This is a genomic window from Kribbella sp. NBC_00482, from assembly GCF_036013725.1.
Lineage (GTDB): Bacteria > Actinomycetota > Actinomycetes > Propionibacteriales > Kribbellaceae > Kribbella.
On sequence record NZ_CP107881.1, the window covers coordinates 2009851 to 2034597 of the forward strand.

The 24747-nt window shown below is 68.8% G+C and carries 27 protein-coding genes; 13 read left to right on the plus strand and 14 right to left on the minus strand.

What is annotated here, in order from left to right:
* Window positions 1-25: 25 nt before the first annotated feature.
* The 3 genes from OHB24_RS10090 (at window position 26) to OHB24_RS10100 (ending at window position 3006) form a co-directional block, all read left to right on the plus strand.
* Window positions 26-1063, plus strand: a complete 1038-nt coding sequence (locus tag OHB24_RS10090; RefSeq protein ID WP_327638698.1) for an amidohydrolase family protein — start codon at window positions 26-28, stop codon at window positions 1061-1063.
* Complete coding sequence (locus OHB24_RS10095) at window positions 1060-1419, plus strand: YybH family protein (protein ID WP_327638699.1); 360 nt, start codon at window positions 1060-1062, stop codon at window positions 1417-1419. The genes OHB24_RS10090 and OHB24_RS10095 overlap by 4 nt, the downstream gene beginning before the upstream one ends.
* A 144-nt stretch (window positions 1420-1563) precedes the next feature.
* Window positions 1564-3006 (plus strand): ankyrin repeat domain-containing protein, encoded by a 1443-nt coding sequence (locus tag OHB24_RS10100; RefSeq protein WP_327638700.1) that lies wholly within the window; start codon window positions 1564-1566, stop codon window positions 3004-3006.
* On the opposite strand, the gene OHB24_RS10105 is transcribed toward OHB24_RS10100, so the two are convergent.
* Window positions 2972-4075 (minus strand): calcium:proton antiporter, encoded by a 1104-nt coding sequence (locus OHB24_RS10105; RefSeq protein ID WP_327638701.1) that lies wholly within the window; start codon window positions 4073-4075, stop codon window positions 2972-2974. The two genes, OHB24_RS10100 and OHB24_RS10105, sit on opposite strands and share 35 nt — an antisense overlap.
* A gap of 66 nt (window positions 4076-4141) precedes the next feature.
* On the opposite strand from OHB24_RS10105, the gene OHB24_RS10110 reads away from it, so the two are divergent.
* Both OHB24_RS10110 and OHB24_RS10115 read left to right on the plus strand, forming a co-directional pair.
* Window positions 4142-4648, plus strand: a complete 507-nt coding sequence (locus OHB24_RS10110) for a GNAT family N-acetyltransferase (RefSeq protein ID WP_327638702.1) — start codon at window positions 4142-4144, stop codon at window positions 4646-4648.
* Window positions 4645-5484, plus strand: coding sequence for an SCO6745 family protein (locus OHB24_RS10115; protein ID WP_327638703.1), 840 nt, complete (start codon window positions 4645-4647; stop codon window positions 5482-5484). Before OHB24_RS10110 ends, OHB24_RS10115 begins: the two co-directional genes overlap by 4 nt.
* Here the strand turns inward: OHB24_RS10115 and OHB24_RS10120 are convergent.
* Window positions 5468-6052, minus strand: coding sequence for a TetR/AcrR family transcriptional regulator (locus OHB24_RS10120; protein WP_327638704.1), 585 nt, complete (start codon window positions 6050-6052; stop codon window positions 5468-5470). The genes OHB24_RS10115 and OHB24_RS10120 overlap by 17 nt on opposite strands.
* A gap of 98 nt (window positions 6053-6150) precedes the next feature.
* Here OHB24_RS10120 and OHB24_RS10125 point away from each other — a divergent pair, with 98 nt between their 5' ends.
* A complete protein-coding gene (locus OHB24_RS10125) occupies window positions 6151-7356 on the plus strand; it encodes an FAD-dependent monooxygenase (RefSeq protein ID WP_327638705.1) in 1206 nt (401 codons plus the stop codon).
* On the opposite strand, the gene OHB24_RS10130 is transcribed toward OHB24_RS10125, so the two are convergent.
* A complete protein-coding gene (locus OHB24_RS10130) occupies window positions 7307-8194 on the minus strand; it encodes a LysR family transcriptional regulator ArgP (RefSeq protein WP_327638706.1) in 888 nt (295 codons plus the stop codon). The genes OHB24_RS10125 and OHB24_RS10130 overlap by 50 nt on opposite strands.
* Before the next feature lie 73 nt (window positions 8195-8267).
* Between OHB24_RS10130 and OHB24_RS10135 the strand changes: the two genes are divergently transcribed.
* From OHB24_RS10135 to OHB24_RS10145, 3 genes are all read left to right on the plus strand, one after another.
* Complete coding sequence (locus OHB24_RS10135; RefSeq protein ID WP_327638707.1) at window positions 8268-8864, plus strand: LysE/ArgO family amino acid transporter; 597 nt, start codon at window positions 8268-8270, stop codon at window positions 8862-8864.
* A 119-nt stretch (window positions 8865-8983) separates the two neighbouring features.
* A complete protein-coding gene (locus OHB24_RS10140) occupies window positions 8984-9949 on the plus strand; it encodes an Abi family protein (RefSeq protein WP_327638708.1) in 966 nt (321 codons plus the stop codon).
* 116 nt (window positions 9950-10065) lie between these two features.
* A complete protein-coding gene (locus OHB24_RS10145) occupies window positions 10066-10803 on the plus strand; it encodes an MBL fold metallo-hydrolase (protein WP_327641039.1) in 738 nt (245 codons plus the stop codon).
* Here the strand turns inward: OHB24_RS10145 and OHB24_RS10150 are convergent.
* The gene (locus OHB24_RS10150) at window positions 10800-11711 is read right to left on the minus strand and encodes an SDR family oxidoreductase (protein WP_327638709.1); all 912 of its coding nucleotides are present in this window, start codon (window positions 11709-11711) and stop codon (window positions 10800-10802) included. The two genes, OHB24_RS10145 and OHB24_RS10150, sit on opposite strands and share 4 nt — an antisense overlap.
* Before the next feature lie 47 nt (window positions 11712-11758).
* Between OHB24_RS10150 and OHB24_RS10155 the strand changes: the two genes are divergently transcribed.
* Window positions 11759-12451: a TetR/AcrR family transcriptional regulator gene (locus OHB24_RS10155; RefSeq protein WP_327638710.1), complete on the plus strand. Its 693-nt coding sequence runs from the start codon at window positions 11759-11761 to the stop codon at window positions 12449-12451.
* Here OHB24_RS10155 and OHB24_RS10160 read toward each other — a convergent pair.
* Together OHB24_RS10160 and OHB24_RS10165 are read right to left on the minus strand one after the other, a co-directional pair.
* A complete protein-coding gene (locus tag OHB24_RS10160) occupies window positions 12373-13293 on the minus strand; it encodes a DMT family transporter (protein ID WP_327638711.1) in 921 nt (306 codons plus the stop codon). The genes OHB24_RS10155 and OHB24_RS10160 overlap by 79 nt on opposite strands.
* 35 nt (window positions 13294-13328) lie before the next feature.
* A complete protein-coding gene (locus OHB24_RS10165) occupies window positions 13329-14501 on the minus strand; it encodes an MFS transporter (RefSeq protein WP_327638712.1) in 1173 nt (390 codons plus the stop codon).
* Between the two features lie 134 nt (window positions 14502-14635).
* Here OHB24_RS10165 and OHB24_RS10170 point away from each other — a divergent pair, with 134 nt between their 5' ends.
* Window positions 14636-15532 carry a hypothetical protein gene (locus tag OHB24_RS10170; protein ID WP_327638713.1) on the plus strand — a complete coding sequence of 299 codons (897 nt, stop codon included), beginning with the start codon at window positions 14636-14638 and terminating at the stop codon, window positions 15530-15532.
* Here the strand turns inward: OHB24_RS10170 and OHB24_RS10175 are convergent.
* The 4 genes from OHB24_RS10175 to OHB24_RS10190 form a co-directional block, all read right to left on the minus strand.
* Window positions 15519-15911, minus strand: a complete 393-nt coding sequence (locus tag OHB24_RS10175) for a GNAT family N-acetyltransferase (protein WP_327638714.1) — start codon at window positions 15909-15911, stop codon at window positions 15519-15521. The two genes, OHB24_RS10170 and OHB24_RS10175, sit on opposite strands and share 14 nt — an antisense overlap.
* Complete coding sequence (locus OHB24_RS10180) at window positions 15908-16660, minus strand: phosphotransferase family protein (protein ID WP_327638715.1); 753 nt, start codon at window positions 16658-16660, stop codon at window positions 15908-15910. Before OHB24_RS10180 ends, OHB24_RS10175 begins: the two co-directional genes overlap by 4 nt.
* Window positions 16661-16703: 43 nt before the next feature.
* Window positions 16704-17060, minus strand: a complete 357-nt coding sequence (locus OHB24_RS10185; RefSeq protein ID WP_327638716.1) for a helix-turn-helix domain-containing protein — start codon at window positions 17058-17060, stop codon at window positions 16704-16706.
* A 183-nt stretch (window positions 17061-17243) separates the two neighbouring features.
* Window positions 17244-18392 (minus strand): trans-sulfuration enzyme family protein, encoded by a 1149-nt coding sequence (locus OHB24_RS10190; RefSeq protein ID WP_327638717.1) that lies wholly within the window; start codon window positions 18390-18392, stop codon window positions 17244-17246.
* A 136-nt stretch (window positions 18393-18528) separates the two neighbouring features.
* On the opposite strand from OHB24_RS10190, the gene OHB24_RS10195 reads away from it, so the two are divergent.
* A complete protein-coding gene (locus tag OHB24_RS10195) occupies window positions 18529-19062 on the plus strand; it encodes an Lrp/AsnC family transcriptional regulator (RefSeq protein WP_327638718.1) in 534 nt (177 codons plus the stop codon).
* 55 nt (window positions 19063-19117) lie between these two features.
* On the opposite strand, the gene OHB24_RS10200 is transcribed toward OHB24_RS10195, so the two are convergent.
* From OHB24_RS10200 to OHB24_RS10215, 4 genes are all read right to left on the minus strand, one after another.
* Window positions 19118-20137 (minus strand): LLM class flavin-dependent oxidoreductase, encoded by a 1020-nt coding sequence (locus OHB24_RS10200; protein WP_327638719.1) that lies wholly within the window; start codon window positions 20135-20137, stop codon window positions 19118-19120.
* 114 nt (window positions 20138-20251) lie between these two features.
* Window positions 20252-20779, minus strand: coding sequence for an NADPH-dependent FMN reductase (locus OHB24_RS10205; RefSeq protein WP_327638720.1), 528 nt, complete (start codon window positions 20777-20779; stop codon window positions 20252-20254).
* 45 nt (window positions 20780-20824) lie between these two features.
* Window positions 20825-21211, minus strand: coding sequence for a hypothetical protein (locus OHB24_RS10210; RefSeq protein WP_327638721.1), 387 nt, complete (start codon window positions 21209-21211; stop codon window positions 20825-20827).
* Window positions 21208-22350: a M4 family metallopeptidase gene (locus tag OHB24_RS10215; protein ID WP_327638722.1), complete on the minus strand. Its 1143-nt coding sequence runs from the start codon at window positions 22348-22350 to the stop codon at window positions 21208-21210. The genes OHB24_RS10210 and OHB24_RS10215 overlap by 4 nt, the downstream gene beginning before the upstream one ends.
* Before the next feature lie 114 nt (window positions 22351-22464).
* Between OHB24_RS10215 and OHB24_RS10220 the strand changes: the two genes are divergently transcribed.
* Window positions 22465-24711, plus strand: coding sequence for a HelD family protein (locus OHB24_RS10220; protein ID WP_327638723.1), 2247 nt, complete (start codon window positions 22465-22467; stop codon window positions 24709-24711).
* Window positions 24712-24747 lie beyond the last annotated feature (36 nt).

Below are 24747 nucleotides of genomic sequence, written 5' to 3' on the forward strand. Positions count from 1 at the left end.
TCTCGCCTGGGTCAGAATTGCTCTCATGACGACCTGGGTCTTCGAAGGAACCGTTCTTCCCTCCGGCGACACCGCCCGCCTGACGTTCGGCCAGGACGCGTCCGGTGAGCAGCTGCCCGGGCGGTACGCCGTACCGGGTCTGATCGACTCGCACTGTCACCTGACGCTGGCGCCGGGGCCCAACGGGCCGGTGCTGCGCGGCGCGGACTTCGCCGCCGAGCGGCTCGAGGAGCTCGCCGACGCCGGGGTAAGCGCGGTCCGGGACGTCGGCGGCAACCGCGAGGTGACCCTCGAGCTCGCCCGGACCGCGGACCCCGACCGCCCGCTGGTCCTCGCCGCCGGCCGGTTCCTCGCCCCGAACGGCCGGTATTTCACGGAGGCGTACGAGCCGGTCGCCCCAGAGGACCTGCTCACCGCGGTCGAGGCCGAGATCGCCGACGGCGCCACCTGGCTGAAACTGGTCGGCGACTTCCCCGAGGTCGGCCCGGACGGCCCGATCCGCGGCAGCAAGGTCAGCCCGTCGTACGACATCGAGGTCGTCGAGGCGATGGTCGAGCTTGCCCACTCGCGCAACGTCCGCGTCGCGGCGCACGTCAACACCGACCACGTCAGCGAGCTGATCCGGGTCGGTATCGACTCGGTCGAGCACGGTACGGCGCTCACCGAGCAGGACCTCCAGGCGCTCGGCGCCCGGGGCGGCGCGTGGACGCCGACGCTCTGCGCCTCCGTCAGCCCGAGCCCCGACGAGACCCCGGAGCGCAAGGCCCGGCGTGAGGAACGATCGGCGTACCTCGCGTCGGTCCTCCCGCTCGCCGAGCGGTACGGCGTCCACGTGCTGACCGGATCCGACGCGGTCGGCACCGTCGCCGCCGAGATCGACCAGCTCGTCCGGCACGGGCTGACCGTGGAGCAGGCGATCACCGCGGCCTCGACCGGCGCACAGGGCTTCCTCGGGCTGAGCGGCGCCGGCAACCTCGTCACGTACGACGTGGATCCGCGCGAGCATCCCGACGTACTCGCGACTCCGGCGGCGGTCGTCCTCAACCACCGGCGGATCTCGTGAAGGAGAAGGATCTCGACCGCTGGGTCGACAGGTACCGGAAGGCGTGGGAGAGCAACGATCCCAAGGACATCGGCACGCTCTGGACCGAGGACGCCGCCTGGTATCGACGGCCGGACGAGGCCCCGGTGACCGGACGGGACGCGATCGTCGCGGCCTGGCTCGAGATCGCCGACGCACCCGGCGAGACGACGTTCGAGTACGAGATCCTCGGGTTCGGCGACGGCGTCGCGTTCGTCCGCGGCTGGACGACGTACCTGACCAATCCCCCGGGCGAGTTCAGCAACCTCTGGGTGATCCGGCTGGACAAGGACCGAGCCTTCGAGTTCATCGAATGGTGGATGGAAAAGCCGCGCTGAGCTAGGCTCCTGAGTGGCGCTCAGGGTGCCACCGGTCCGCGGGAAGGGCATAGCCCACCTGGATGATCGCTGTGGTGTGGCACCAGTTCACCTCCTTTCTCGCCTGACGATGCGGACAGCAGGCTCGTAGAGAGGAGGTCGGCGATGCCGACCCGAAATCTTCCGGACGACCCGCACCTGGACCACCTGCGCGGTCAGGCCAAGACCCTGCTCAAAGGCGTCCGCGCCGGTGAGAGCGCCGCGGTCGCACTGGCCGCGGAGTTCCATCCCGTGCAGACGTTGGCGGACGCGCAGCTGGTGATCGCGCGCAGTTACGGATTCCCCAGCTGGCCGCGGATCGTGCGGCACCTCGAGCTCGTGGACCACTACAGCCGCTCACCCCACCGGCAATCCGTCGGCGGCCCGCTCGATACTCCCCAGCAACGTGCCGACGAGTTCCTCCGCCTCGCGACCTTGCACTACGGGCAGGACGATCCGGCCCGCCAACAGTCCGCGCGCGATCTTCTGCAGCGGTACCCGGAGATTGCCCAGAGCAACATCTACACCCAGGTCGTGGCCGGCGACCTGGACGGCGTACGTGCGAACCTCGCACAGGCGAGCACCGAAGGCGGACCGTACCGCTGGGAGCCGCTGCTCTACCTCACCTACAACCGCCTCGACGCACCGAACCAGCTCGAGATCGCCCGCCTCCTGATGGAGAACGGCGCCGACCCGAACGCCGGCTACCTGTGGCAAGGCCTGCCGTCACCCTTCACCGCGCTCACCGGCGTCTTCGGCCGCGGCGAAGGCGATCAACCCCCACACCGCGAACGCGTCGAGCTGGCACGACTCCTCCTCGACGCCGGCGCCGACCCGAACGACAGCCAGACGATGTACAACTGCGGTCCCGGCTGTCCCCCGCCGTACGACGACGTGCACCTGGAACTCCTGCTGGAGTACGGATTGGGCCGCGGCGACGGCGGCCCGTGGCACGAACGGATGACGACCGCCCACCCGACCCCGCAGCAACTGCTCGAGGACGAACTGGTCTTCGCGTCCTGGGCCGGCCTGCTGCACCGGGCCGAGCTGGTACTTGCCCAAGGCACCGATCCGGAGGGCGTCGGGACCAGGCACCCGGTGTTCGGCGCCAATCGCCCGTACGAACTGGCCGCCGTCCAAGGGCACACCGAGATCGCGGAACTGCTCCGCGCTCGGGGCGCCGCACCGCTGGACGAGATCCATGAGGTGTACGCCGCGGCGATGCGTGGTGAGACACCGGACATCGACGCCGACCTGGCCGCCCGCGCGGTCGCCCGCACCCCGCACCTTCCCGTTCGCGCTGCTGAGGTCGGGCGGGCGGTGGCGATGGAGCCGCTGCAGCGGCTCGGGTACGACCTGAGCCGGGTCTCGGGCGGTGCGGCGCCGATCCACCGCGCCGCGCTCAACGGTCACCTGGAAACGGTCAAGAAACTGATCGAGCTGGGCGCCGACCCGGGCGTACGCGACCCCAACTACAACGGGAACGCGCTGGGCTGGGCCGAGCACAATCACCAGCAAGCGGTGATCGACTACCTCAAGGGCTTACCGCAAGGAACAGGAACGCGCTGAACACCGCGAGGTGAACAGCGCCCTGCAACAGCGTCGCCCGGCCGGTCGAGAGGGTGAACATGCCGGTCACGACGGTCAGCGCGAACAGCACCAGTTCCTTGCCGCCCAGCCCGAGGATCAGCGGTCCGTCCAGCCAGATGGAGGCGACCGCGATCGCGGGGATGGTCAGGCCGATGCTGGCGAGCGCTGAGCCGAGCGCCAGGTTGAGGCTGGTCTGGAGACGGTTCCGCAGTGCCGCGCGTACTGCGGCAACCGTCTCCGGGAGCAGCACGAGCAACGCGATCACGACGCCGACGACCGCCACCGGCGCCCCAGCCGACTCCACGGCGGATTCGAGCTTCGGCGACACGGTCTTCGCGAGCCCGACCACCGAGACCAGGCAGACGAACAGCAGCCCGAGGCTCAGCAGCGCGGTCTTCCCGCTCGGCGCGGCCGCGTGGTGGTCCTCGTCCTCGTCGACCTCACCGTCCGGGGCGACCGGCAGGAAGTAGTCCCGGTGCCGGATCGTCTGGACGAACACGAACACGCCGTACATCACCAGCGACATCACGCCCGCGAACGCCAGCTGCGCCGAGCTGAACCGCGGCCCCTCCGCGCTCGTCGTGAACGTTGGCAGCACCAAGCTCAGCGTGACCAGCGCGGTCGTCACCGAAAGCGCGGAGTACGACGCCTGCACCCGGAACTCCTGCACGCGGTGCCGCAGCGAGCCGACGACGAGGGCCAGCCCGAGGATCCCGTTGCAGGTGATCATCACCGCCGCGAACACGGTGTCGCGGGCCAGCGACGCGGCCTTCTCGCCACCCGACGCCATCAGCGTGACGATCAGCGCGACCTCGATGATCGTCACCGCAAGCGCCAGGATCAGCGTGCCGAACGGTTCGCCGACGCGGTGCGCGACGACCTCCGCGTGGTGCACGGCGGCGATCACCGCGGCGCCGAGACCGAGACAGACCAGGATCAGCAGCACCGCGCCCAGGTCGCGGTGCCAGGTCCCGAGCAGGACGACGAAGGCGAGCGGCGGCACGGCCAACGTCCAGCGCGGCAGCCCTTGGATCACGGAGTTTGTCATCCTCAAACAGCCTATCGGGAATCCCCCTTGGCAACCGGCGAAACCTCGGGTGATGCTTCTCCCAATATGACTGTTGAAATCAGGAATGCGACCGCGGACGACTGGACGGCGATCTGGCCGTTCTTCCGGGAGATCGTCACCGCGCGGGAGACGTACACGTACGACCCGGAGCTCACCGAGGAGCAGGCCCGCGGGCTCTGGATGTCGCCGTCCAGCTCGCCGCTCGCCCGGACCACCGTCGCGGTCGATGCCGACGGCACCGTTCTCGGCAGCGCGAACATGTACCCGAACCGACCCGGTCCCGGTGCGCACGTGGCGAGCGCGAGCTTCATGGTCGACGGGAGGGCGCGCGGCAAGGGCGTCGGCCGGCTGCTCTGCGAGGACATGATCGCGTGGGCCGGCCGCGCCGGGTTCCGCTCGATCCAGTTCAACGCGGTCGTCGAGACCAACGAACCCGCCGTACACCTGTGGCAGTCCCTCGGCTTCCGCATCGCCGGCACCGTCCCGGAAGCCTTCGACCACCCCAAGCTCGGGTACGTCGGCCTTCACGTCATGTACCGCCCGCTGCCATGAGTAGGGCTCGCCGGATGTGGAAGGCGTTGGAGCCGTATCACGCGGTCACGTACTTCTCGCCCGAGACGCGGAAGGCAACCGACGCGCTCGGGCTGAAGGGCGGGTGGATGAGCTACTTCGGCTGCCGCGCCGCGCCCCTCGGCCCGGTCGGTCCGGAGATCGTGGCGGCCGTGTTCTACAACTTCCACCCGGCGATGGTCGCGCGATCACTCCCGGACGCATGGAGCTACGCCACCCCGGCCCAACTCCTCGAAGCGCGCCTGACAGCTGTGGACAACGCCGTACGCCGGCTGTTCCCGGACGCTGCTTTCGGCCGGGCGGCCGAGTTGGGGCGGCGGGCGGCGGAGGTCGCGCCGGTAGCGGGGCGGCCGATCGCGGCGGCGAACGCCGCGTTGGAATGGCCGGACGAGCCGCACCTGGTGCTCTGGCAGGCGACCACAATTCTGCGGGAATCACGGGGTGATGGGCACGTCGCGGCACTCGTCGCCGCCGGCCTCAGCCCATGCCAGGCGTTGGTGACGATCTCCGCGGCCGGCGGGCCGTCGAAGGAGGTCTTCCAGCTCAACCGCCGGTGGAGCGACGAGGAATGGTCAGCCGCCTCCGAAGACCTACGAAGGCGAGGACTCCTGGACGCCGATGACACGCTCACCGAGAGCGGCCGAGCGCTACGGCAGCAGGTCGAGGACACCACAGACGCGCTGGCGGATCAGGGATGGCAAGCGTTGGGCGACGACCTGACCACCGAACTGCACGACCTCGTCCGCCCCCTCAGCGCCGTACTGATGTCCGCCGGCCTGATCCCATCCGACAACCCAATGGCTATGCGCTGGGACTGACCCGGTCAGCCAGCGCGCGGAGCGATTTCGCCAACTCTTCGCCAGTGGGTGCGGTGTCCGGGTCGAACATGCTCTGCGCCACGACGCCGAGGAGCATCGCCTGAAGTAGTGAGCCGATCGCCTGGACCTCCTCCGGGTCGGCATCCGGGGCGACTCCGCCGAACATGTGGGCCAGGCCTTCGCGGGCCTCGCCCTGCATCTTCGAGAGGTCCGACACCAGCTCGGGCATGCTCGCGCCCAGGCTGAGCACCTCGAACTGCGCCGTCCACAACGCCCGCAACCGCGGATTCGCCAGGCTGTCCACGATCTGCCCCCAGGTCGCCACGAACTGCTCGTGTGGCGCCCGCGCGGCGGCGCGCACCGAGTTGGTCGCTGCAGGCGCCCATTCGTTGATCAGGAGTTCGCGGAGGGCTTCGTTGAGGAGCGTTTCCTTCGAGCCGAAGTGGTACCCGATGGCCGCCAGGCTGACCCCGGCCGCGGTCGCGATGTCCCGCGCCGTCGTACGGCTGTAGCCCTTCTCGAGCAGGCACTCCTTCGCACCCTCGACCAGCGCCTCGCGGTTTCCCATGCCCGCGACTCTAACACATCCGTCTCATACAATCGTCTTGCACATTTGTCTAAGACCGTCGTACAGTCGTCGCATCAACGACTTCTGGAGGGGTTCCGATGACGACGGTTCTGATTTCCGGCGCGAGCGTGGCGGGTCCGGCCCTTGCGTACTGGCTGCAGCGCTATGGGTACCGCCCGACGGTGGTCGAGCGGGCACCGGCGCCGCGGCCCGGTGGGTACGCGGTCGACTTCCGCGGTGCGTCGATGACGGTGCTCGAGCGGATGGGCATCCTGTCCGCGGTCGAGGAACGCGCCACCAGGATGGGCGCGATGACGTACGTGAAGGAGACCGGGAAGGTCACGGCGAAGACGTCCCCCGAGGCCTTCAGCGGTGAACTCGAGATCCTCCGCGGCGACCTCGTCGACATCCTGTACGAGCTGACCGCCGGCACGACGGAGTACCTCTTCGACGACTCGATCGCCGCACTGACCCAGGACGAGTCGGGCGTCGACGTGGTGTTCGACAGCGGTACGACGCGGCGGTTCGATCTCGTGATCGGCGCGGACGGGCTGCACTCGAACGTACGGCGGCTGGCGTTCGGCGCGGAATCGTCGTACCTGCACGACCTCGGCTACTACGCGTCGGTGTGCACGGTCGAGAACCACCTCGGGCTCGACCACACCGGGCAGATCCTCAACGTGCCGGGCAAGACCGTCGGGACGTACAGCGCGCGCGACAACACCGAGGCGAAGGCCTTGTTCTACTTCGCATCCGAGCCGCTGACGTACGACCGGCGCGACGCCGCGGCGCAGAAGGCGATCGTCGAGGAACAGTTCGCTGGCCTCGGCTGGGAGGTGCCGAGACTGCTCGACGGGTTGCGGAGCGCGCCGGATTTCTACTTCGACTCGATCAGCCAGATCAAGCTCGACAGCTACTCCCGCGGGCGGGTCGCGCTGGTCGGCGACGCCGGGTACTGCGCCTCGCCGCTGTCCGGGATGGGGACGAGCCTCGCGATCGTCGGTGCCTACGTGCTGGCCGGTGAACTGCACGCGGCCGGCGGCGATCACGTACGAGCGTTCGCGGCGTACGACGTACGGATGAAGGGTTTCGTCGAGGCCTGTCAGCAGCAGGCGGTCGACGGGGCGCGGTGGTTCATCCCGGCGAGCAGGTGGTTCATGAAGGTGCGCAACCTGACGTACCGGCTGATGCCGTACCTGCCGTGGCGGAACGTGATCCGGGAGATGTCGCTGAAGGTCGGGAACGCGATCGAGCTCACGGCGTACGAAGGCCTGCATCGGCGGCACGTAGTACCGCGGCCGTGAGGGCGTCGAGGATGTCTGACTCGAGCTTCCAGTGCTGCCAGTACAGCGGTACGTCGATGTACTTGCCTGGGGCAACCTCCATCAGGCGGCCGGCGGCGAGTTCGGGCCCAGCGACCTGGTCCTCGATCATCCCCCAACCGAGCCCGATCCGGACCGCTTCGTGGAACGGCGCGGACGCCGGGATCGCGTGCGACGGCGGATCCAGCTTCCGCCGGGTCACCTTGCGGACCAGCCGGTGCTGCAGCACGTCCTTCTCGTTGAACACCACCATCGGGGCCTCGGCGAGCGCCTCCGGCAGCGGCTTCCCGGCCAGCCAGCGTTCGGCGTACTCCGGGGTGGCCAGCGGCAGGTACCGCATCTTTCCGAGCCGTACGACGCGGCAGCCCTGGACCGGTCGCGGGTCCGCGGTCACCGCGGCCAGGACCGTGCCGTTGCGGAGGTACTGCGCCGAGTGCTCCTCGTCCTCCTGATGAACCAGGAACCGGGCGTGGTGCGTCCGGGACAGGTCGAGCATCGCGGGCAGGAACCAGTTGTTGAGCGAGTCCGCGTTCACCGCGATCGGGATCCGCTGCGCGTCGACCGTGCCCCGGACGGCGGCGATCGCCTCGAGTTCGAGCAGCGAGACCTGGCGGGCGAGCCGGAGCAGCGCGGCACCCGCCGCGGTCGCTCGCGCCGGCTTGCCGCGCATCACCACGACCTGACCGAGCCGGCTCTCCAACGCCTTGATCCGTTGACTGACCGCGGACGGCGTCACGCGCAGCCGCCGCGCCGCGGCGTCGAAACTGCCCTCGTCGAGGACGGTCACGAACGTCTCGAGCTGCACCGAGTCGAACTGCATGATGAAGCAATCCTAATGGTGCATCAGAATCTTTAGCTGGTTTGAAGGCCGCTATCTGCTTACGGTCGAAGACATGCCCCTCCTCGCCGGTTTCGCCACGGCACTGTCGCTGATCGTGGCGATCGGCGCCCAGAACGTGTTCGTCCTTCGCCAAGGTCTCCGCCGCGAGCACGTTCTCCCAGTGGTCCTGACGTGCGCGCTGTCCGACGCGCTCCTGATCGCCGGCGGGATCCTCGGCCTCGGCGCCCTCTTGACCCGCAGCCAACTGGCCCTCGACATCGCCAAGTTCGGCGGCGCCGCTTTCCTCTACGCGTACGCGTTCCTCGCCGCGAAACGCGCCTTCAACCCCGGCTCGATCACCGCCGCCGACCACGCACCGAACGCCCTGCGCAGCGTCGTACTCGCCTGCCTCGGCTTCACCTACCTCAACCCACACGTCTACCTCGACACCGTCGTACTCCTCGGCTCGCTGGCAAACCAACGAGGCACCGACGGCCGCTGGCTCTACGGCATCGGAGCCGTCACCGCCAGCTTCACCTGGTTCTTCTCCCTGGGCTTCTTCTCCCGCAAACTCTCAACCCTCTTCGCCCGCCCCCGAGCCTGGCAATTCCTCGACTCCTCCATAGCCCTCCTCATGACCACCCTCGCCACCTGGATGCTCCTGTCCTGATATCCACAGGCCCAGATTTCTGCGGATCGCCGACGGTCGCCCGGTGTATGCTTATTTGCAACACGGCCAGCCCCTCTGCCTCGAGGCACGGGCTGGTTTTCTTTTCCTGGGGGACCCCGATGACCACCTACACCAAGCCCCACCTCGCCTTCGCCGACCAAGTCGGATTGCTGAAGAGCAGAGGCCTGATCATCGACGACGAAGCCGAAGCGGAGCACCTCCTCAGCGTCATCGGCTACTACCGGCTGAGCGGCTATTGGTACACGTACCGCCGGCAGCGCACCGACGCGCCGCGCGACGACGACTTCGTCGAAGGCACGAACTTCCGGACAGTGGTCCGGCTCTACGACGCCGACCGCCGGCTGAAGCTCGCCGTGCTCGACGCGATCGAGCGCATCGAGATCTCAGTTCGGGTGATGATCGGCTTCACGCTGGGACGGCGCGGCGCGTATGCGCATCTCGACGCCGGCAATCTCGACGGTCGATTCGTGCAGTCGAGCGGTGGGCGCGCGAGCACCTACGACCGATGGCTGCGCAAGGTGCTGACTGCGCAGACCAGATCGTCGGAAGACTTCGTCCTGCACTTCCAGCACAAGTACGACGGGAGGCTGCCTGTCTGGGTGATGACCGAGATCCTCGACTTCGGCTCGCTGAGCTATCTCTTCCAGGGCCTGAAGGTCGCCGACCGCAACGAGATCGCAGCACGGCTCGGAGTCGTCGATCGGCACGGTGACGGCAACGGCGCCGCTCTCGCCAACTGGCTGCGGGTGCTCAACTACCTCCGGAACGTCTGTGCCCATCATTCTCGGCTGTGGAACAGGAACCTGGTCGACCAGATCGCACCGAGTCATCTGCGTTCGATCCCCGATCTGCACCACCTGAGCGACCGCCGGGTGACGCACTTCCGCATCTATTCGACCCTGTGCATCATCGGGTTCCTGCTGGCGTGGATCGGACAACGGCCCGGTTGGGTGGTCCAGATCCAGACGCTGGTCACCGAGGAGTTCCCGGCGTGCGGGCGCGGCCTTCATGAGCTGGGGTTCGCGGCCGGGTGGTCGGCGGAGCGACCGTGGGTGGGTCTGTGATGAGTTCCGGTGTGGACGTGACGGTTTTGTGTGATGCGGTGGCTGTGTTTCCGGAGGGGGTTGGGGAGGCTTTGCCTGGGTGGGGGGATGTCGAGGCGGAGTGGACTCGGCGGGTGATGCCGGGGAATGTTCGGGGGGAGGGGTGGTTGCTGCATTTTCATAGTTATTTGGTGGTGTCTGACGCGGGTGTCGTGTTGGTGGATGCGGGGGTTGGGCCGGCTGGTGGGGAGGCGGCTGCGTGGTTGGGGGTTGCGGGGCGGTTGCCTCAGTTGATGGAGCAGGTGGGGGTGGAGGCTGCGGATGTGGATGCGGTCGTGTTGACGCATGTGCATCTGGACCATGTGGGGTGGGTGTCGGACGGGGTGCGGGCGGGGTTTCCGCGGGCGGAGTACGTCGTACAGCGGGATGAGCTCGAGCACGTGCGGGGCGGGTCGACGTACTCGAACCGGATCCAGCCGATCGAGGACGCCGGGCAACTGCGGGTGGTCGACGGGGAGGTCGCGCTGCGCGGGACGCGGTTGGTGCCTACGCCGGGGCATACGCCTGGGCATCAGTCGGTGGTGACCGAGCGGGCGATCCTCGGCGGTGACGTGCTGGTGCACCCGGCGCAGGCGCGCTGGCCGGAGCTGACGTACGTGTACGAACGCGACCCCGCCGTCGCCATCACTTCACGCCGCGATCTCCTCGCGCTGGCAGCCGCAACAGGCATCCCCATCGCAGCCGCACACCCCCACGCCCCTCTGTCGGTCGAGACCGCGCACGCCCCGGTCGATCCGGCGCAGGCCCGGTTGTCGGTGGGCGCCGTCGCGGTTCCGGCGGGTGGCGACGAGGTGTGCCCGCCGTACGAGCTTTAGCGGTAGCCGGTGGTGTTGGCGGGTTTGCCGGCGTTCTCGACTTCGACGATGTAGCGCCAGGCGTCGGGGCGGGAGCCGTCGAGGTCGGTGAAGTCGTAGACCTGGGCGAGTTCGCCGCTCGACGTAGATTTGCCGTTCCAGCGTCGTACGTCGGGGTCCGCCGCGAGGGCCGCTACCGCGCGGCCGACGTACGACGGGCTTTCGGAGATCGCGAAGTGCGGGACCCGTTCGGTCGCGTCCCGCCAGTTCTCCTCGCGGACGCCGAACCCTTCGAGCATCGCCTCGGACCGCAGCCAGCCGGGTGTGAGCAGTACGGCGGTCGCGTCGTACTTGTCCAACTCATGCGCCAACGCGAACGCGATCCGCCCCACCGCGCCCTTCGCGACGTCGTAGAAGAACGAGACGCGGTAGTTGTCGGCGTTGAACTCGTTCGTGCCGTCAGTCATCTCGATCACCAGCCCGCCGGGTGACTTGATCAGCAACGGCAACGCGTAGTGGCTGGTGATCACGTGCGTGTTCACGCCCAGCTGCAGCAGCCGGAGACCGCCCTCGAGATCGCTCTCCCAGACGGTCTTGTCCCACTCGGGCTCACTGTGCTGACCCCAGATGTCGTTCACCAGGATGTGCAGCGCGCCCTGCTCGCGCTCGATCCGCTCGACGAGGGCACGGACCTGTTCCGGATCCAAATGATCCACAGGTACGGCGATGCCGTGGCCGCCGGCCTTGTCGACCAGTTCCGCGGTCTCCTCGATCGTCTCCGGCCGATTCATCTCGGACCGCCGGTCCCGCGTGCTCCGCCCGGTCACGTACACGGTCGCGCCGGCCGCGCCGAGCTCGACCGCGATTCCCCGGCCGGCTGCCCGGGTCGCACCGGCGACCAGCGCCACCTTTCCTGCCAACGGCTGCATGCCGCCCTCCTTATCCATACGTTGTACGATTATGTACCATACGTCGTATGGTTAATGGCGGCAAGCGCTCCGGCCGACCCCGCGCCGGGGAGGAGCGGCTGAGCCGGGACACGATCCTGACCGCCGCGCTCGGGATCGTCGACGACGAGGGCATCGACGCGCTGACCATGCGGCGGCTGGCCGCCACGCTGAAGGTCAACCCGATGTCGCTGTACCACCACCTGCCGAACAAGGCAGCCGTCCTCGCCGGTCTCGCGGAACTCGTGTTCGCCGGCCTGGAACTCCCCGACCCGGGCGATGCCGTCCCGTGGGACGAGCAACTCAAGCAGGCCGCCCGCGCCTACCGCGACGGTCTCCGCCAGCACCCGAACCTCGCGCTACAGGTGCTGTCCGACACGTCCGCGGTGTCGGACGTCGTCGTGGTCACGATGGAGCCGTTCTACCGAGCGCTCGACCGGGCCGGCCTCGCACCGCGCGAGATCTTCGAGGCCGCGAACACCCTGATCGACTTCCTCCACGGCTTCAGTCTCGGCGAGGCGTCGGTACGCGCGGAGACGTTCGAGCTCGCCCCCGACCTCCTCACCCGGGTCCGCGCGCTGCCCGCCCACAGGGCCCCGACCCTGACCCGGATCGTCAACGACCTCGGCGCCGACGGCCTCGCCTACGACTTCGACAGCGGCTTCGAGTCCGGACTGTCGACCTTCACCGCGGGCATCGCGGCGACGGCCCGCCGCCGGTAGCGCGAGACCGCGACCCCGATCAGGCACAGCAAGCCACCGGCGTACGCGAGCGGCGCCGGCCTCTCGCCGAGCAGCAGCCAACCGAGGAAGATCGTGATCGGCGGGACGAGGTACGTCGTGGCGCCCATTCGTCCCGCTGTCGTCCGAGCCAACGCGTAAGCCCAAGTGGTAAAGGCGATCGCGGTCGGGAACGCACCGAGGAACACCACCCACCAGATCGTCGAGGGCCGCACCTCCCGGACCAGCGCGGGCCCGAACGGCAGGCAGGCAACGGCGCCGATCACGCACGACAACCAGGTCACCTCCAGCGCGGGCAGCCGCGAGAGCAGCGGCTTCTGCGACACGACCCCGATCGCGTACGCCGCCGCGGCCGCCAGGCAGAGCACAACACCCCACACCTCGGCCTTACCGCTAGACGACGACAGTCCGATCAACACCACCCCGCCGAACGCGACAGCACTCCCGATCACCAACTGCCGCGGAAAGCACTCCTTCAGCAACACCCCGGCCAGCAACGCGATCAGCAGCGGCCCGATGTTCACGAGCATCGCCGTGGTCCCCGCGTCCAAGTGCCGCTCCGCCGCGTTCAAGGCGAGGTTGTACGCCCCGAACCAGAGCAGCCCGCACACCAGCAGGAGCTTCCAGTCTTCACGGGCCGGCCAGCGCCGCGGCCGGGTGAACACGAAGATCCCCAGCAACACACTGCCGATCAGGAGCCGCCCGAGCGTCAGCGCACCGGCCGACATCTCCTGGCCGACATGGCGGATCGCGACGAATGCCGACGCCCACAACACGACGGTCACCGCGGCCGCGCTGCCGACGAGCACAGCCTGTTTCCTCATAGAGATAGAACGCTCTCGCTACTCATGATGTGAGGCTAGGTGTCGGTCGGTTCGGCGCTCACCGAACTACGGGGCGACGGCAGCGCGAACGGTACGACGAACGCCGTCAGCAGCACCGGGATCGTCAACGCCGCCACGAGGATCGACATCGTGAACCACACCGATCCGAGCGCGAACCCGCCGTACACCGCGATCGCGGAGACCTCGGCGAACAGCCCGGACACCGAGGTCACGGTCGCCCGTGCCGGGCCGGTGATCGCGTCCTGCAGGCGCGACTCGGACACCACGATCACCAGCTGCATCAGTCCGTACCCGAGCGCGATCGGCAGGAACCCCCACGCCGACCGGCTCAGCGATCCGGTCGCGATCAGCACCGCGGTCGCCGCGAGCGCCGCCGCGAAGATTGCTGCAGGCAACTTGTATGCCGGTCCGGCGAGCGCACTACCGATCGCCTGTGCCGCAACGGTTCCCGCGATCAGCAACGGGATCACGCTCGTCGCCGCGCCGGTCTCCCGGGCAAGCAACGGGAAGTACTCGTCGAACGCCAGGAAGCCGCCCAGCAACGCGACCAGCGCAACGGACCGCCGGACCAGCCGACTCGTCAGCACCTCCGTCACGCCGGACCTCAGCATGTGGAGATAGTTGCCGAACGCCGCCCGTGCACCCGGCTCGTCCGACTCCCGGGCGGCCTCGACCGGGCGCGCCTCTGGCAACGACCACGCAACTCCAGCCTGCACAACACAGCTCAGCACGCTGACCACACCGGCCAACGTGTAGCCGCCGAGGTTGAACAGCGGAGTCGCCAGCGCGGTCGCGGCCAGGTTCATCACGAACGATGCGGATCGCGCGCGACCGAGGAGCGTCGGATAGTGCTCGGTACGGTCCCGCGCGGCGAGTTCGTCGTACACGAACGCCTCGTAGGTCCCGGAGATCAGGGCCGACGACGTACCCCACAGGACGAAGCCCAGCGCGAATCCGGGGTACGACGGGAGCGTGATCCAGGCGGCGTACCCGAGGCCGCTGAGCAGGGCGCCGAGGATCAGCAGCTTGCGCCGTGAGTACGAGTCCGCCCACGCGCCGGACGGCACCTCGAGAACGAACCCGGTCGCCGACCAGATGACGAACAGCGTCGAGATCTGGGCAGCCGACAGCCCGTGATCGGCGAAGAGCAGCTGGTACAGCGGGTAGAGCGGGATGAAGTCCTGCAACGCCTCGAAGGCGACGATGCGGACGGACAGCCCTCGGTCAGAGGGTCACGGGTGCGGGCGCGGAAGTGTCATGGTGACGACGATACGGCATAAATCAGGCGCGGATCAGGGGAAATATCGGTCAGAGTAGAGCGATGGGAGACGTTAGCGAACGATTCTGGGCCAAGCTGCCGGACGGTAGCCGGGATGCCCTCGTGGACCGGTTGAGCCAGTCCGAGTTGCAGTCCGTGCTGCTGGACGTGACGCGTCAGCGCGCGGCCAAGGTGACGCCGGCGCGGCTCCTGCAGCGCTGGCAGCAGGACCGGTTCGTGCAGCCGTCGACCATCGATCCGCGGGAGCTGGTGCAGACGCAGCAGCGTTTGTGGGAGCTGCTCCCGGAGAAGTTCGACGGCGTGCAGCTGTCTCCGGTCACGCCGCTGGGCACGTCGTCGGCGATCGCGACGATCAACCAGCATCAGGTCGTCAGCACGATTCGCGGCACCGAGGTCGCCAGCGACCCGACCAACGAGCTGGCGATCGAGGCCGCCGTACGACGTCGTGCCGGGCAGGACCGCGTACACCTGGCGGCCTGTCAGCGGGTGGTGCGCGCGCAGCCGTTCGACGGTCCGGGGATGTCCGCGCACTTCGAGCTGTTCGTGCTGGTGTCGAGCGCCCGGGACACCGGATCGTGCCGGACCGAGGCCGAGCTGCTGATCGACCACCTGAGCTTCTGGCACGCCGTCCTCGGCGACAAGGCCGAGCTCAGTTTCACGATGTTCACCGAGTCGTCGTTGCGCGACCGGATCGAGGACACGGTCCGTCCGGCGCTCGATGTCGCGTTCACCGAGGACACCGAGCGGACCAAGAGCGCGAGCTACTACGCCGGCACCGGGCTCGGCATCGGACTCGGCGGCGCGGGCCTGGGCAGCGGCACTGAGGGGCTGGGCGACGGCGGCTTCACCACGTGGACGGCCGACCTGCTCGGCGACGCGAAGGAACGCTGCCTGACGTCCTGCATCTCGACCGAACGCCTGACCGTCATCGGAGCTTGAGCAGACCCGCGTCGGTCGGGCGGAAGCCGCAGGCGTCTTCGTAGAAGGCCTTGAGGTGCGGCTCGTAATCGACATGCAGCCACTCGCACCCGGCCTTGCGGGCCTCCTCGGCCGCGGTCAGCACGAGTTGCTTGCCGATCCCCTGCCGACCGTGATCAGGATGTACGGCGGTGTCCAGCACGAACGCGTGGGCACCGCCGTCCCAGCACACCTGCACGAACCCGACCAGCTGATCATTGCTGAAGGCCCCCACCCAGGTCAGCGCCCACCGCTTCAGCCGCTCCGCCCACGGCTGCACGTCCGGCTCCCCCTCGAACGCAGCAGCATGCAACGCCGACAACTCCGGATCATCGACCGGGAAACGTACGACGTACCTCACAGCATCACCACCGCAGCTTCGAGGCGAGCGTTCCACTCGCCGCCCTCACCATCGGGCAGATCGGACATGCTCAGATACCCCTGCACCATCACCGACGGCAGCACCACGTCGAGCCCGTCAACCTCGCCGTACGCCGTCAACGCCTCCGGCCACCGTGACGGTTCGACGGACGACACCAGGAACCACGCGAGATCCAGTACGCCGGGGGCCGCCGACACGTCCTCCCAGTCGAGCAGCGCCACCTGCCCGTCGGGTCCGGTCCGCATGTTCTGCGCCGACGCGTCACCGTGGGCCAACGTCAGCTCACCGGCCCGCGCAACAGCTGCCTCCGCCTGTAGGACTCTCCCGACCAGGCGCTCGCCGTACGCACGAACCGGCGCGGACAGATCGGACCGCTGCGCCAAGGCCGGCCAGGTGCGGTCGTAGAGCTCGGCCACCAGCTCTTCGCCGGCACCGACCGGTCGCAGCCACGCCCACTCGTCCTGCGCGCGGCCCCGCCAGCGGTCGTGGAGTTCGCGGAGCGCCCGTGCGCCGGCGGCCGGCTCCGCGCCCGGGGTCCAGTCGGAGAGGTCCTCGAGGACCAGCAGTGTTCCGTCCGCATCGGACTCCGCCTGGTAGCACTCCGGCACGCGGACGCCGACGACCGGCGCGACCTCGCGGTAGAAGCGGACCTCGGACTCGAACATCTGCAGGACAGCCGGGATCGACCCCGGCGCGGCTGGCGTACGGCGCTTCACATGGTTCGGCACCAGGTCAGGCTAAGGACATCGGCCGCCGGGCGTGAGCGATTTTCTAGGCGACGAGCGTGTACGCCGTGGGGATGGAGGAGTACGCGCGCGGACCGGACGGGATGCGGCGGGCCGCGGCGTCCTCGACGCGGATCGCGGCGGTCTGCAGGTGGACAGGCAGCGTCGAGCGGACCGCTGTGGTCAGGTCGAACTGCACCTCGGCGAGCAGGTCCGACAGTTCGAGGTCGAGTGCCCGGCAGATCGCGGCGAGGATCTCCGAGGAGGGCTCCTTGCGACCGCGCTCGATCTCGGACAGGTACGGCACCGACACCTGGGCCACCTCGGCGAGCTCACGGAGGGTGATTCCCCGCTCGCGCCGCAGCCGGCGGAAAACGCTTCCGATCACCTGGCGTAGCAACACGTCTGGCCCTCCTCGCCTCCGGATCTCCTGTACCGAGTGTGCCACCCCAGGAAGGTCCACCGCCCAGAATCTGCCCTGAGCAGACTCCCCACACCGTTCTGCCCTGCGCAGAATCCAACTTTGAGAAGCCACCAACCACTTTCGCGGCCGAAATCTGGTTGGTGGGTTCTCAAAGTTGGGGCGTCAGGCGAGGGTGAGGGCTTGGGCTAGGTCGGTTGTTAGGTCTTCGGGGTCTTCTAGGCCGAGGCTTAGGCGGAGTAGGGCGTCGGTTGGTTTGGCCTCTGATGCGACTAGGCGGTGGGTTAGCGCGGCGGGGTGCTGGATGAGGGTGTCCACGCCGCCCAGCGAGACGGCGTGGGTGATGAGGTTCAGGCCGCTCGCGACCCGGGATGCCGCCTCGTAGCCGCCGCTGAGGGTGAATGCGAGGACAGCCCCCGGCCCCGCCTGCTGGCGTCCGATCAGCCCTGCCGGATCGGTCAGGCCCGGGTAGTGGACCCGTTCGACGGTCGGCTGCGCGGACAGCCAGTCCGCGACCTTGATGGCGGTCGCCTGCTGCGCCCGTACTCGAACCGGCAGCGTCTGCAGTCCCCGGTGCAGTTCGTACGCCGCCAACGGGTGCAGCAGGCCACCTGTCACAGCGCGGATCTGCCGAAGCCGGCCGACCCACTCCACGCCGGCCGCGACGACGCCACCCATAACGTCGCCATGACCGCCGAGGTACTTGGTTGCCGAGTGCAACACCAGGCTCGCCCCGTGCCGAGCCGGTTGCTGCAGGACCGGCGTCGCGAACGTGTTGTCGACCAGGACCGGTACGTCGCCGGCCGCGGTGGCGACGTACGCGATGTCGACGAGGTCGACGGTCGGGTTCGCCGGGGTCTCGACGATCACGAGGCCGGTGTCCGGGCGGATCGCTCCGGCGACCTCGCTCGGCTCGGCGTACGTGACGGTTGTCCCCAGGAGGCCTGTGGACAACAGGTGGTCGGTGCCGCCGTACAGGGGCCGTACGGCGACCACGTGTGGACGGCCTGCGGCGACGGTGGCGAGCAGGCACGCGGTGAGCGCGGCCATGCCGGACCCGAAGGCGACCGCGCCGTCGGTGTGCTCGAGCTCCGCGAGTGCGTCCTCGAAGCGAGCGACCGTCGGGTTCCACAGGCGCTGGTAGACGAGGCTCCCGCCGTCGGGCCCGCGGCCCTGCGCGAGTTCGTCGTACGACGATCCGCCGGTGTGGACGTCGGGGAGCGGATAGGTGGTGGACAGGTCGATCGGGGGGACGTGGACGCCGAGAGCGGCCAGGTCGTCGCGGCCGGCGTGTACTGCACGGGTGTCGAGCATGGGGGCCTCCTCCACCTGTGGATAACTGAGGCGACTGTGGAATCTTCTGCGGATTGAGGCAAGAGTTCCGAAGAAAATTCGTCCACAGGCCTGTCCACACGCTGTGGATTCTGTGGACGGGCCCTACAGTGGGGGCATGCCGAAGGATCGTCGGAGCCCGGGACCGGCTCCGCGGCCGGTGCCCGATGGGCTCGACGAGGTGGACCGGACGCTGGTCGGACTGCTGACCGCGGACGGCCGGATGCCGAACAACGCGCTCGCCGAGGCGGCCGGCATCGCGCCGTCGACATGCCTGACCCGGGTGCGGTCACTCCGGGAGCGCGGGGTGATCCGCGGCTTCCACGCTGACGTGGACCTGGCCGCGCTGGGTCAGCCGCTGCAGGCGCTGATCGCGATCCGGATCGGTGCGCACTCCCGCGACGAGATCGACCGCTTCCGCACGAAGGTCCCCCGGCTCCCTGGGGTCCTGTCGCTGTTCCACGTCAGCGGCGCGAACGACTACCTACTGCACGTCTCTGCGGCCACGCCGGACGCGCTCCGGGAGTTCGTCCTCGACCACCTGACCGCCGATCCAGCAGTCAGCCACGCAGAAACAAGCCTCATCTTCGAACACGTCCGCGGGACCCCGGACGCGCACCACTCACCAACCTCACGAGCGCCGGCAAGCTGACGCTCGAGCGCCCCGGAGATCCGGGGGTTTGTGGTGGTTGGTGAGTGCTGCAGGTTCAGCGCGGCTTCAGGCCCCAGGCGTCGGCGAGGAGCTGGAAGGAGCGGCGGCGTTCGGCGGGGTTGTGGATGTTCGTGGTGATGATCAGTTCGTCGGCGCCGGCGGAGTCAGCGCGGCGACGTAGGTCGGCGACTACCTGGTCGGGGGTGCCGACGGAGACCAGGCCGGCCCACTCCTCCACGGCGGCGATCTCCGCGTCGGACCACGGGTAGGCCTCGGCTTCTTCGGGCGATGGCAGCGGGCCCGGGCGGCCGGACCGGAGGCGGAGCATGGAGAGCGCGTTCGCGCGAGCGAGCTGCTGCGCACGTTCCTCGGTCTCGGCGACGATCGCGGCGAGCGCGAGGATCGCGTGCGGTCCGCCGTCGTGCTCGAGCCGCTGGTAGTTCGCCTTGTACGCCGAGATCACGCCAGCCGGATCGAGTGTCCCGAAGTGGCCGGCGTACGCGAACCCGGTCCCAAGCGCGGCAGCCGCCTGACCGCCGTACGTGCTGGACCCGAGGATCCACACCGGCGGCAGCGGTACGTCGTCCGGTTGCGCGCTGATCGGCGCGAACGGATGCCCCGCCGGGAACCCTTCGGCGTACGCGCGGAGCTCGGCGTACTGCTCGGTGAAGTCATCCGCCCCGAGTGCCTCACGGCTGCGGCGCAACGCGAGCGCGGTGCGCTGGTCGGTGCCCGGTGCGCGCCCGAGGCCGAGGTCGATGCGGTCCGGGTACAGCCCACCGAGGACGCGGAACGTCTCGGCGACCTTGAGCGGGGAGTGGTTCGGCAGCATGATTCCGCCGGAGCCGACCCGGATCGTCGACGTCGCGGCCGCCACCGCCGCGATCATCACCTCGGGGCTGGTGCTCACCACACTCGGGATGTTGTGGTGCTCCGCCAGCCAGAACCGGTGATACCCGGCGGCCTCGGCGGTGCGGGCCAGTTCCAAGGTCTCGTGCAGCGCCTGCGACGGCCGCGTACCCGTCGGCACCGGCGAGAGGTCGAGCACGGACAGGGGCATCGGTTCGGCGGTCACGTTGAGAGCCAACCACCGCCTGCGACGAGCTATTCCGGACGGCTACGCAGACACAACTGCGGAATTCGGGCGGATTCGAGGCCCGAACCGGCGTTCTGCCTGCATGGCGGTTCGCTATGCCGGGTACGGCCGGTCCGCGCGGGCGTCGCGGAGGGAGCGGGCCCACCAGGCGAGTTGGCGGAGGAGGGCTGCCGCGGCCGATGTCGTCGTGGGGTCGGCCGGTTCGCCGTCGTCGGTGAAGTCCTCTTCGCGGAAGCCGAGGCTGTCGCGGATCGTCACCGCGTGCAGTTCGCCGAAGACGAGCCGGAGCTGCTCGGCCGCGCGCAGTCCGCCCGAGCGTCCGCCGTACACCACGAAACCGACCGGCTTCGCGTACCAAGGCCGGCGTACGGCGTCGATCGCGGTCTTCACGTCGCCCGGGTAGGCGTGGTTGTACTCCGCCGTGACGATCATCACCGCGTCCGCGTCCTCGATCCGCCCCGGCAACTCGCTTAGCGACACCGCACTCAAGTCAATCAGGTCGAGCTTGAACTCGTCCGCGCGCTCGACCTCCCGCGCGAACCACCGCGTGACCGCCGTCCCGAACCGCCCGGCGTCGAGGTTGCGCGTCAGCACGACGAGCCGCAGCGGATGAACTGTCACGACCAACGACGCTAATACCTCAAGACGACTTGAGGTCAAACCGTCTCACCTGCGGGCAGGTACCGGTGCGGACCGCAACCCCTCGATCGCCAGGCTCGCGACCACCAACGTCACCGCGCCCAGCGGCCACCGCACCGGTGCGATCAGGACGGCGCCGAACAGCACGAGCATTCCGGCACAGGCCGCGGCCGCAAAGATCGCCACGCCGAACCCGGACCGTCTGCGCCCGTTCAGCATGCCGAGCGCGATCAGCGCGACGATGACCACGAACGCCGTCGGGAAGACGCTGAAGATCGCGACGTAGCCGTGCGGATCACACGTCGGCGCGTCGCAGGGGATCGACAGCATCGTCACCGGCTGCAGGATCGCCGCGACCGCGATCACCAGCATCCCTACCGCGTTCGCCGGCCAGAGCCAGGGCTTCGTCTTCACTCGGCGGGCAGCGGCTGGTCGGAGGGCTGCTGGTCGGAGGGCTGCTGGTCAGGTGGTGCGGCAGGTGGGGTGCTGGTTTCGAGGTTGGTCTGGGCGGCATTCATGAGTGAAGTCTGGTCCCCCAGGACGCCGACCGTCTGCCAGGCCTTGGTCACCGCGGCGAGTTGCGGCGACTCGTCGCCGAAGAGGTCCCGCGCCACGGCCTGGGTTGCAGCCGCGAAGTCCTTGAAGGACGCCGACGACGAGAGGCTGCCCGACGTCAGCGTGCCGTACCAGATCTTGCCGGCGTCGTCGTACGCGTTCCCGCCGAGCTCCGCTGCGACCAGGTAGAACGCGCGGTTCGGGATGCCCGAGTTGATGTGTACGCCGCCGTTGTCGTCGACCGTGTCGACGTACCCCGACATGTCGGCCGGCTGCGGATCCTTCCCCAGCCGCGGATCGTCGTACGCCGTCCCGGGTGCCTTCATCGACCGCAGCGCGACGCCCTGCACACCGGGCTGGAACAGTCCCGCCCCGATCAGCCAGTCGGCGTCCGCGGCACTCTGACCGAGGGCGTGCTGCTTCGCGAGCGACCCGAAGACGTCCGAGATGCTCTCGTTCAGCGCGCCCGACTGGCCCTCGTACGCGAGGTTCGCGGTGTACTGCGTGACGCCGTGGGTCAGCTCGTGGCCGGTGACATCGATCGACGACGTGAAGTTCCCGAAGATCTCGCCGTCCCCGTCGCCGAAGACCATCTGCGCGCCGTCCCAGAACGCGTTCGCGTACCCGCGGTCGTAGTGCACCGTCGAGGTGAGCACGAGGCCGGCGCCGTCGATCGAGTCGCGCCCGTAGCACTCCTTGTACAACGTCCAGGTCGCGCCGGTTCCGTCGTAGGCCTGGTTCGTCGCCTGATCCTTGACCGCGGCGTCGCCCTCGGAGCGGACCAGGGTGCCCGGCAGATCGGTCCCGTTCTCGGCGTCGTACACCTTGCGCTGCCGGCCGCCCTCCGCCGCGGCCACGCGCTCCCGGCCGACCGCGGGCCGCGTTCGCAGTACGGCGTCGTGCTGCAAGGACTGCCTGATCCGGGCACGAACGCTGGGGTCACCCGCGGATCGCTCGAGCTGCTCGAGCAGGTACGGCGGGACGATGGCGTGGAACACCACTACAGGAAAACCCGGGCACCGGATAAACTCAAGGATTTGTGGCTGCCGCCGGGAGAATTCCAGAAATGCGGCTTGAACCAACGGCACGGATTTTAACACAAGGGACAGGAATTGCCGAATCCAGTCGACACCGAACAGGCCAACCTGATCACGTTCTACGCCGCGCTCGACGCCGAGCGGGAGCGCACCGACGCGCGCTCCGACGACGAACAACTGGTCCATACCCGCAACGCCCAGGCGCTGCACCAGCGCGACGGGCGGATCCGTGACCTCAAGCTCCGGCAGGCCCGGCTGAACGCCGCCGAGGAGGGCCTGTACTTCGGCCGCCTGGACGCCGGCGACGGCGAGATCCTGCACCTCGGCCGGATCGGTCTGCACGACGACGACTACGAACCCCTGTTGGTGGACTGGCGTGCCCCGGCGGCGCGGCCGTTCTACATCGCGACCGCGGTGGCCAACCACGGCGTCGTCCGCCGCCGGCACATCCAGACCCGGTTGCGGAGGGTGGTCGACGTCCAGGACGAGCAACTCGACCTCGGGCGGGAGGCCGCCGACGCGTCGAAGCCCGGCACCGGCGTGATCGGCGAGGCCGTGCTGATGAAGGCGCTGGAGGCCCGCCGGACCGGCCAGATGGAGTCGATCGTGCAGACGATCCAGGCCGATCAGGACCGGATCATCCGCTCCGAACTGCCCGGAATCCTCGTCGTCCAAGGCGGCCCGGGCACCGGAAAGACGGCAATCGCACTGCACCGTGCGGCATTTCTGTTGTACACACATCGTGAACAACTGGAAAAGCGCGGAATTCTCGTTGTCGGGCCGAATGCGGCGTTCCTGCGGTTCATCGGCCAGGTGCTCCCGTCGCTCGGTGAGGACGGCGTTCGGCTGGTCACGATCGCCGAGCTGTTCCCGGGCGTGCACGCGAACCGTCCGGAGTCTCCGGAGAGCGCCGAGGTGAAGGGCCGGACGGTGATGGCCGACGTGATCGCGAACGCGGTCACCGATCGGCAGTGGATCCCGGAACGCCCGGTCCACGTGACCGTCGAACGCACGGAGCTCACTCTCGACCCGTCCGTGTGCGAGACGGTCCACGCACGAGTCCGCAACCGCAACCTGACCCACAATCAGGCGCGTCCGTTCGTCCTCAACGAGATCACGGACCACCTCACCAATCAGTACGCCGAACTGATCGGCACCGATCCGCTCGACGGGGAGCAGTTGCTCGACGAGTACGACCTCGCCGAACTACGCAGCGAGGTGCTCGCGGAGCCCGCCGTACAGGCGCTGCTCGAGCGGCTCTGGCCGTTGCTCAGTCCGCAGCGGTTGCTGGAGGATCTGTACGGCGACGAGGAGCGGCTCGCGTCCGCGGCGCCGCAGTTGTCCGCGCTGGATCGCGAACACCTGTTGCGGTACGGCGACGACTGGAGTCAGTCCGACGTACCGCTGCTGGACGAGGCGGCGGAACTGCTCGGTGACGATGGGTCCGAGGCCGCGCGTGAGCGGGCCGCGCGGGCGCGTTCGATCGCTTATGCACAAGGGGCTCTGGACGTACTCGCCGGTTCGGGGTCGACCGACTTCGACGAGGACGACGAGGCGGAAATCCTTACTGCCAAGGACATTCTCGATGCCGAGGCGTTCGCCGAGCGGTTCGAGGCGGAGGATGACCGGACGCTCGCGGATCGCGCGGCCGCGGACCGGCGGTGGACGTACGGTCACGTGATCGTCGACGAGGCGCAGGAACTGTCGCCGATGGCGTGGCGCGCGATCGCGCGACGGTGCCCGCTGCGCTCGATGACGGTCGTCGGTGACGTGGCGCAGACGAGCTCGATCGGCGGCGGTACGTCGTGGTCGTCCGCACTGGGCGAGACGTTCGGCGATCGTTGGCGGCTGGCGGAGCTGACGTTGAACTACCGCACACCGGCCGAGGTGATGGAGCTCGCCCACGCCGTGCTGCGCGAGGTCGACCCGTCGGCGCGAGCGCCGCAATCGGTCCGCTCCACGGGCGTGAAGCCGTGGCACGCCGACGTACCGGCGGCCGAACAGGCCTTGTACGTCTACAAGATGGCGGCCGAGGAGACGGCGTACGGCGAAGTCGGCGTGATCACGTCCCGCAACCGGCTCGAGCTGATCCAGGAGGCCGTTGACGGCCTGACCGGCGTCACGGTCCTCACCGCCCGCGAAGCCAAGGGCCTCGAGTTCGACTCCGTCTTGGTCGTCGACCCGGACGGCATCGTGATCGAGTCTCCCCGCGGCCTGCGCGACCTCTACGTCTCCCTGACCCGCTGCACCCAACGCCTAGGAGTGGTCGGCGAACTACCCGAGGTACTCGAGAACTCGTCCACCTGGAACACCAACAGCTGACGCCTGTCGGCGGAGGGCCTACCGACCTACTGTCGA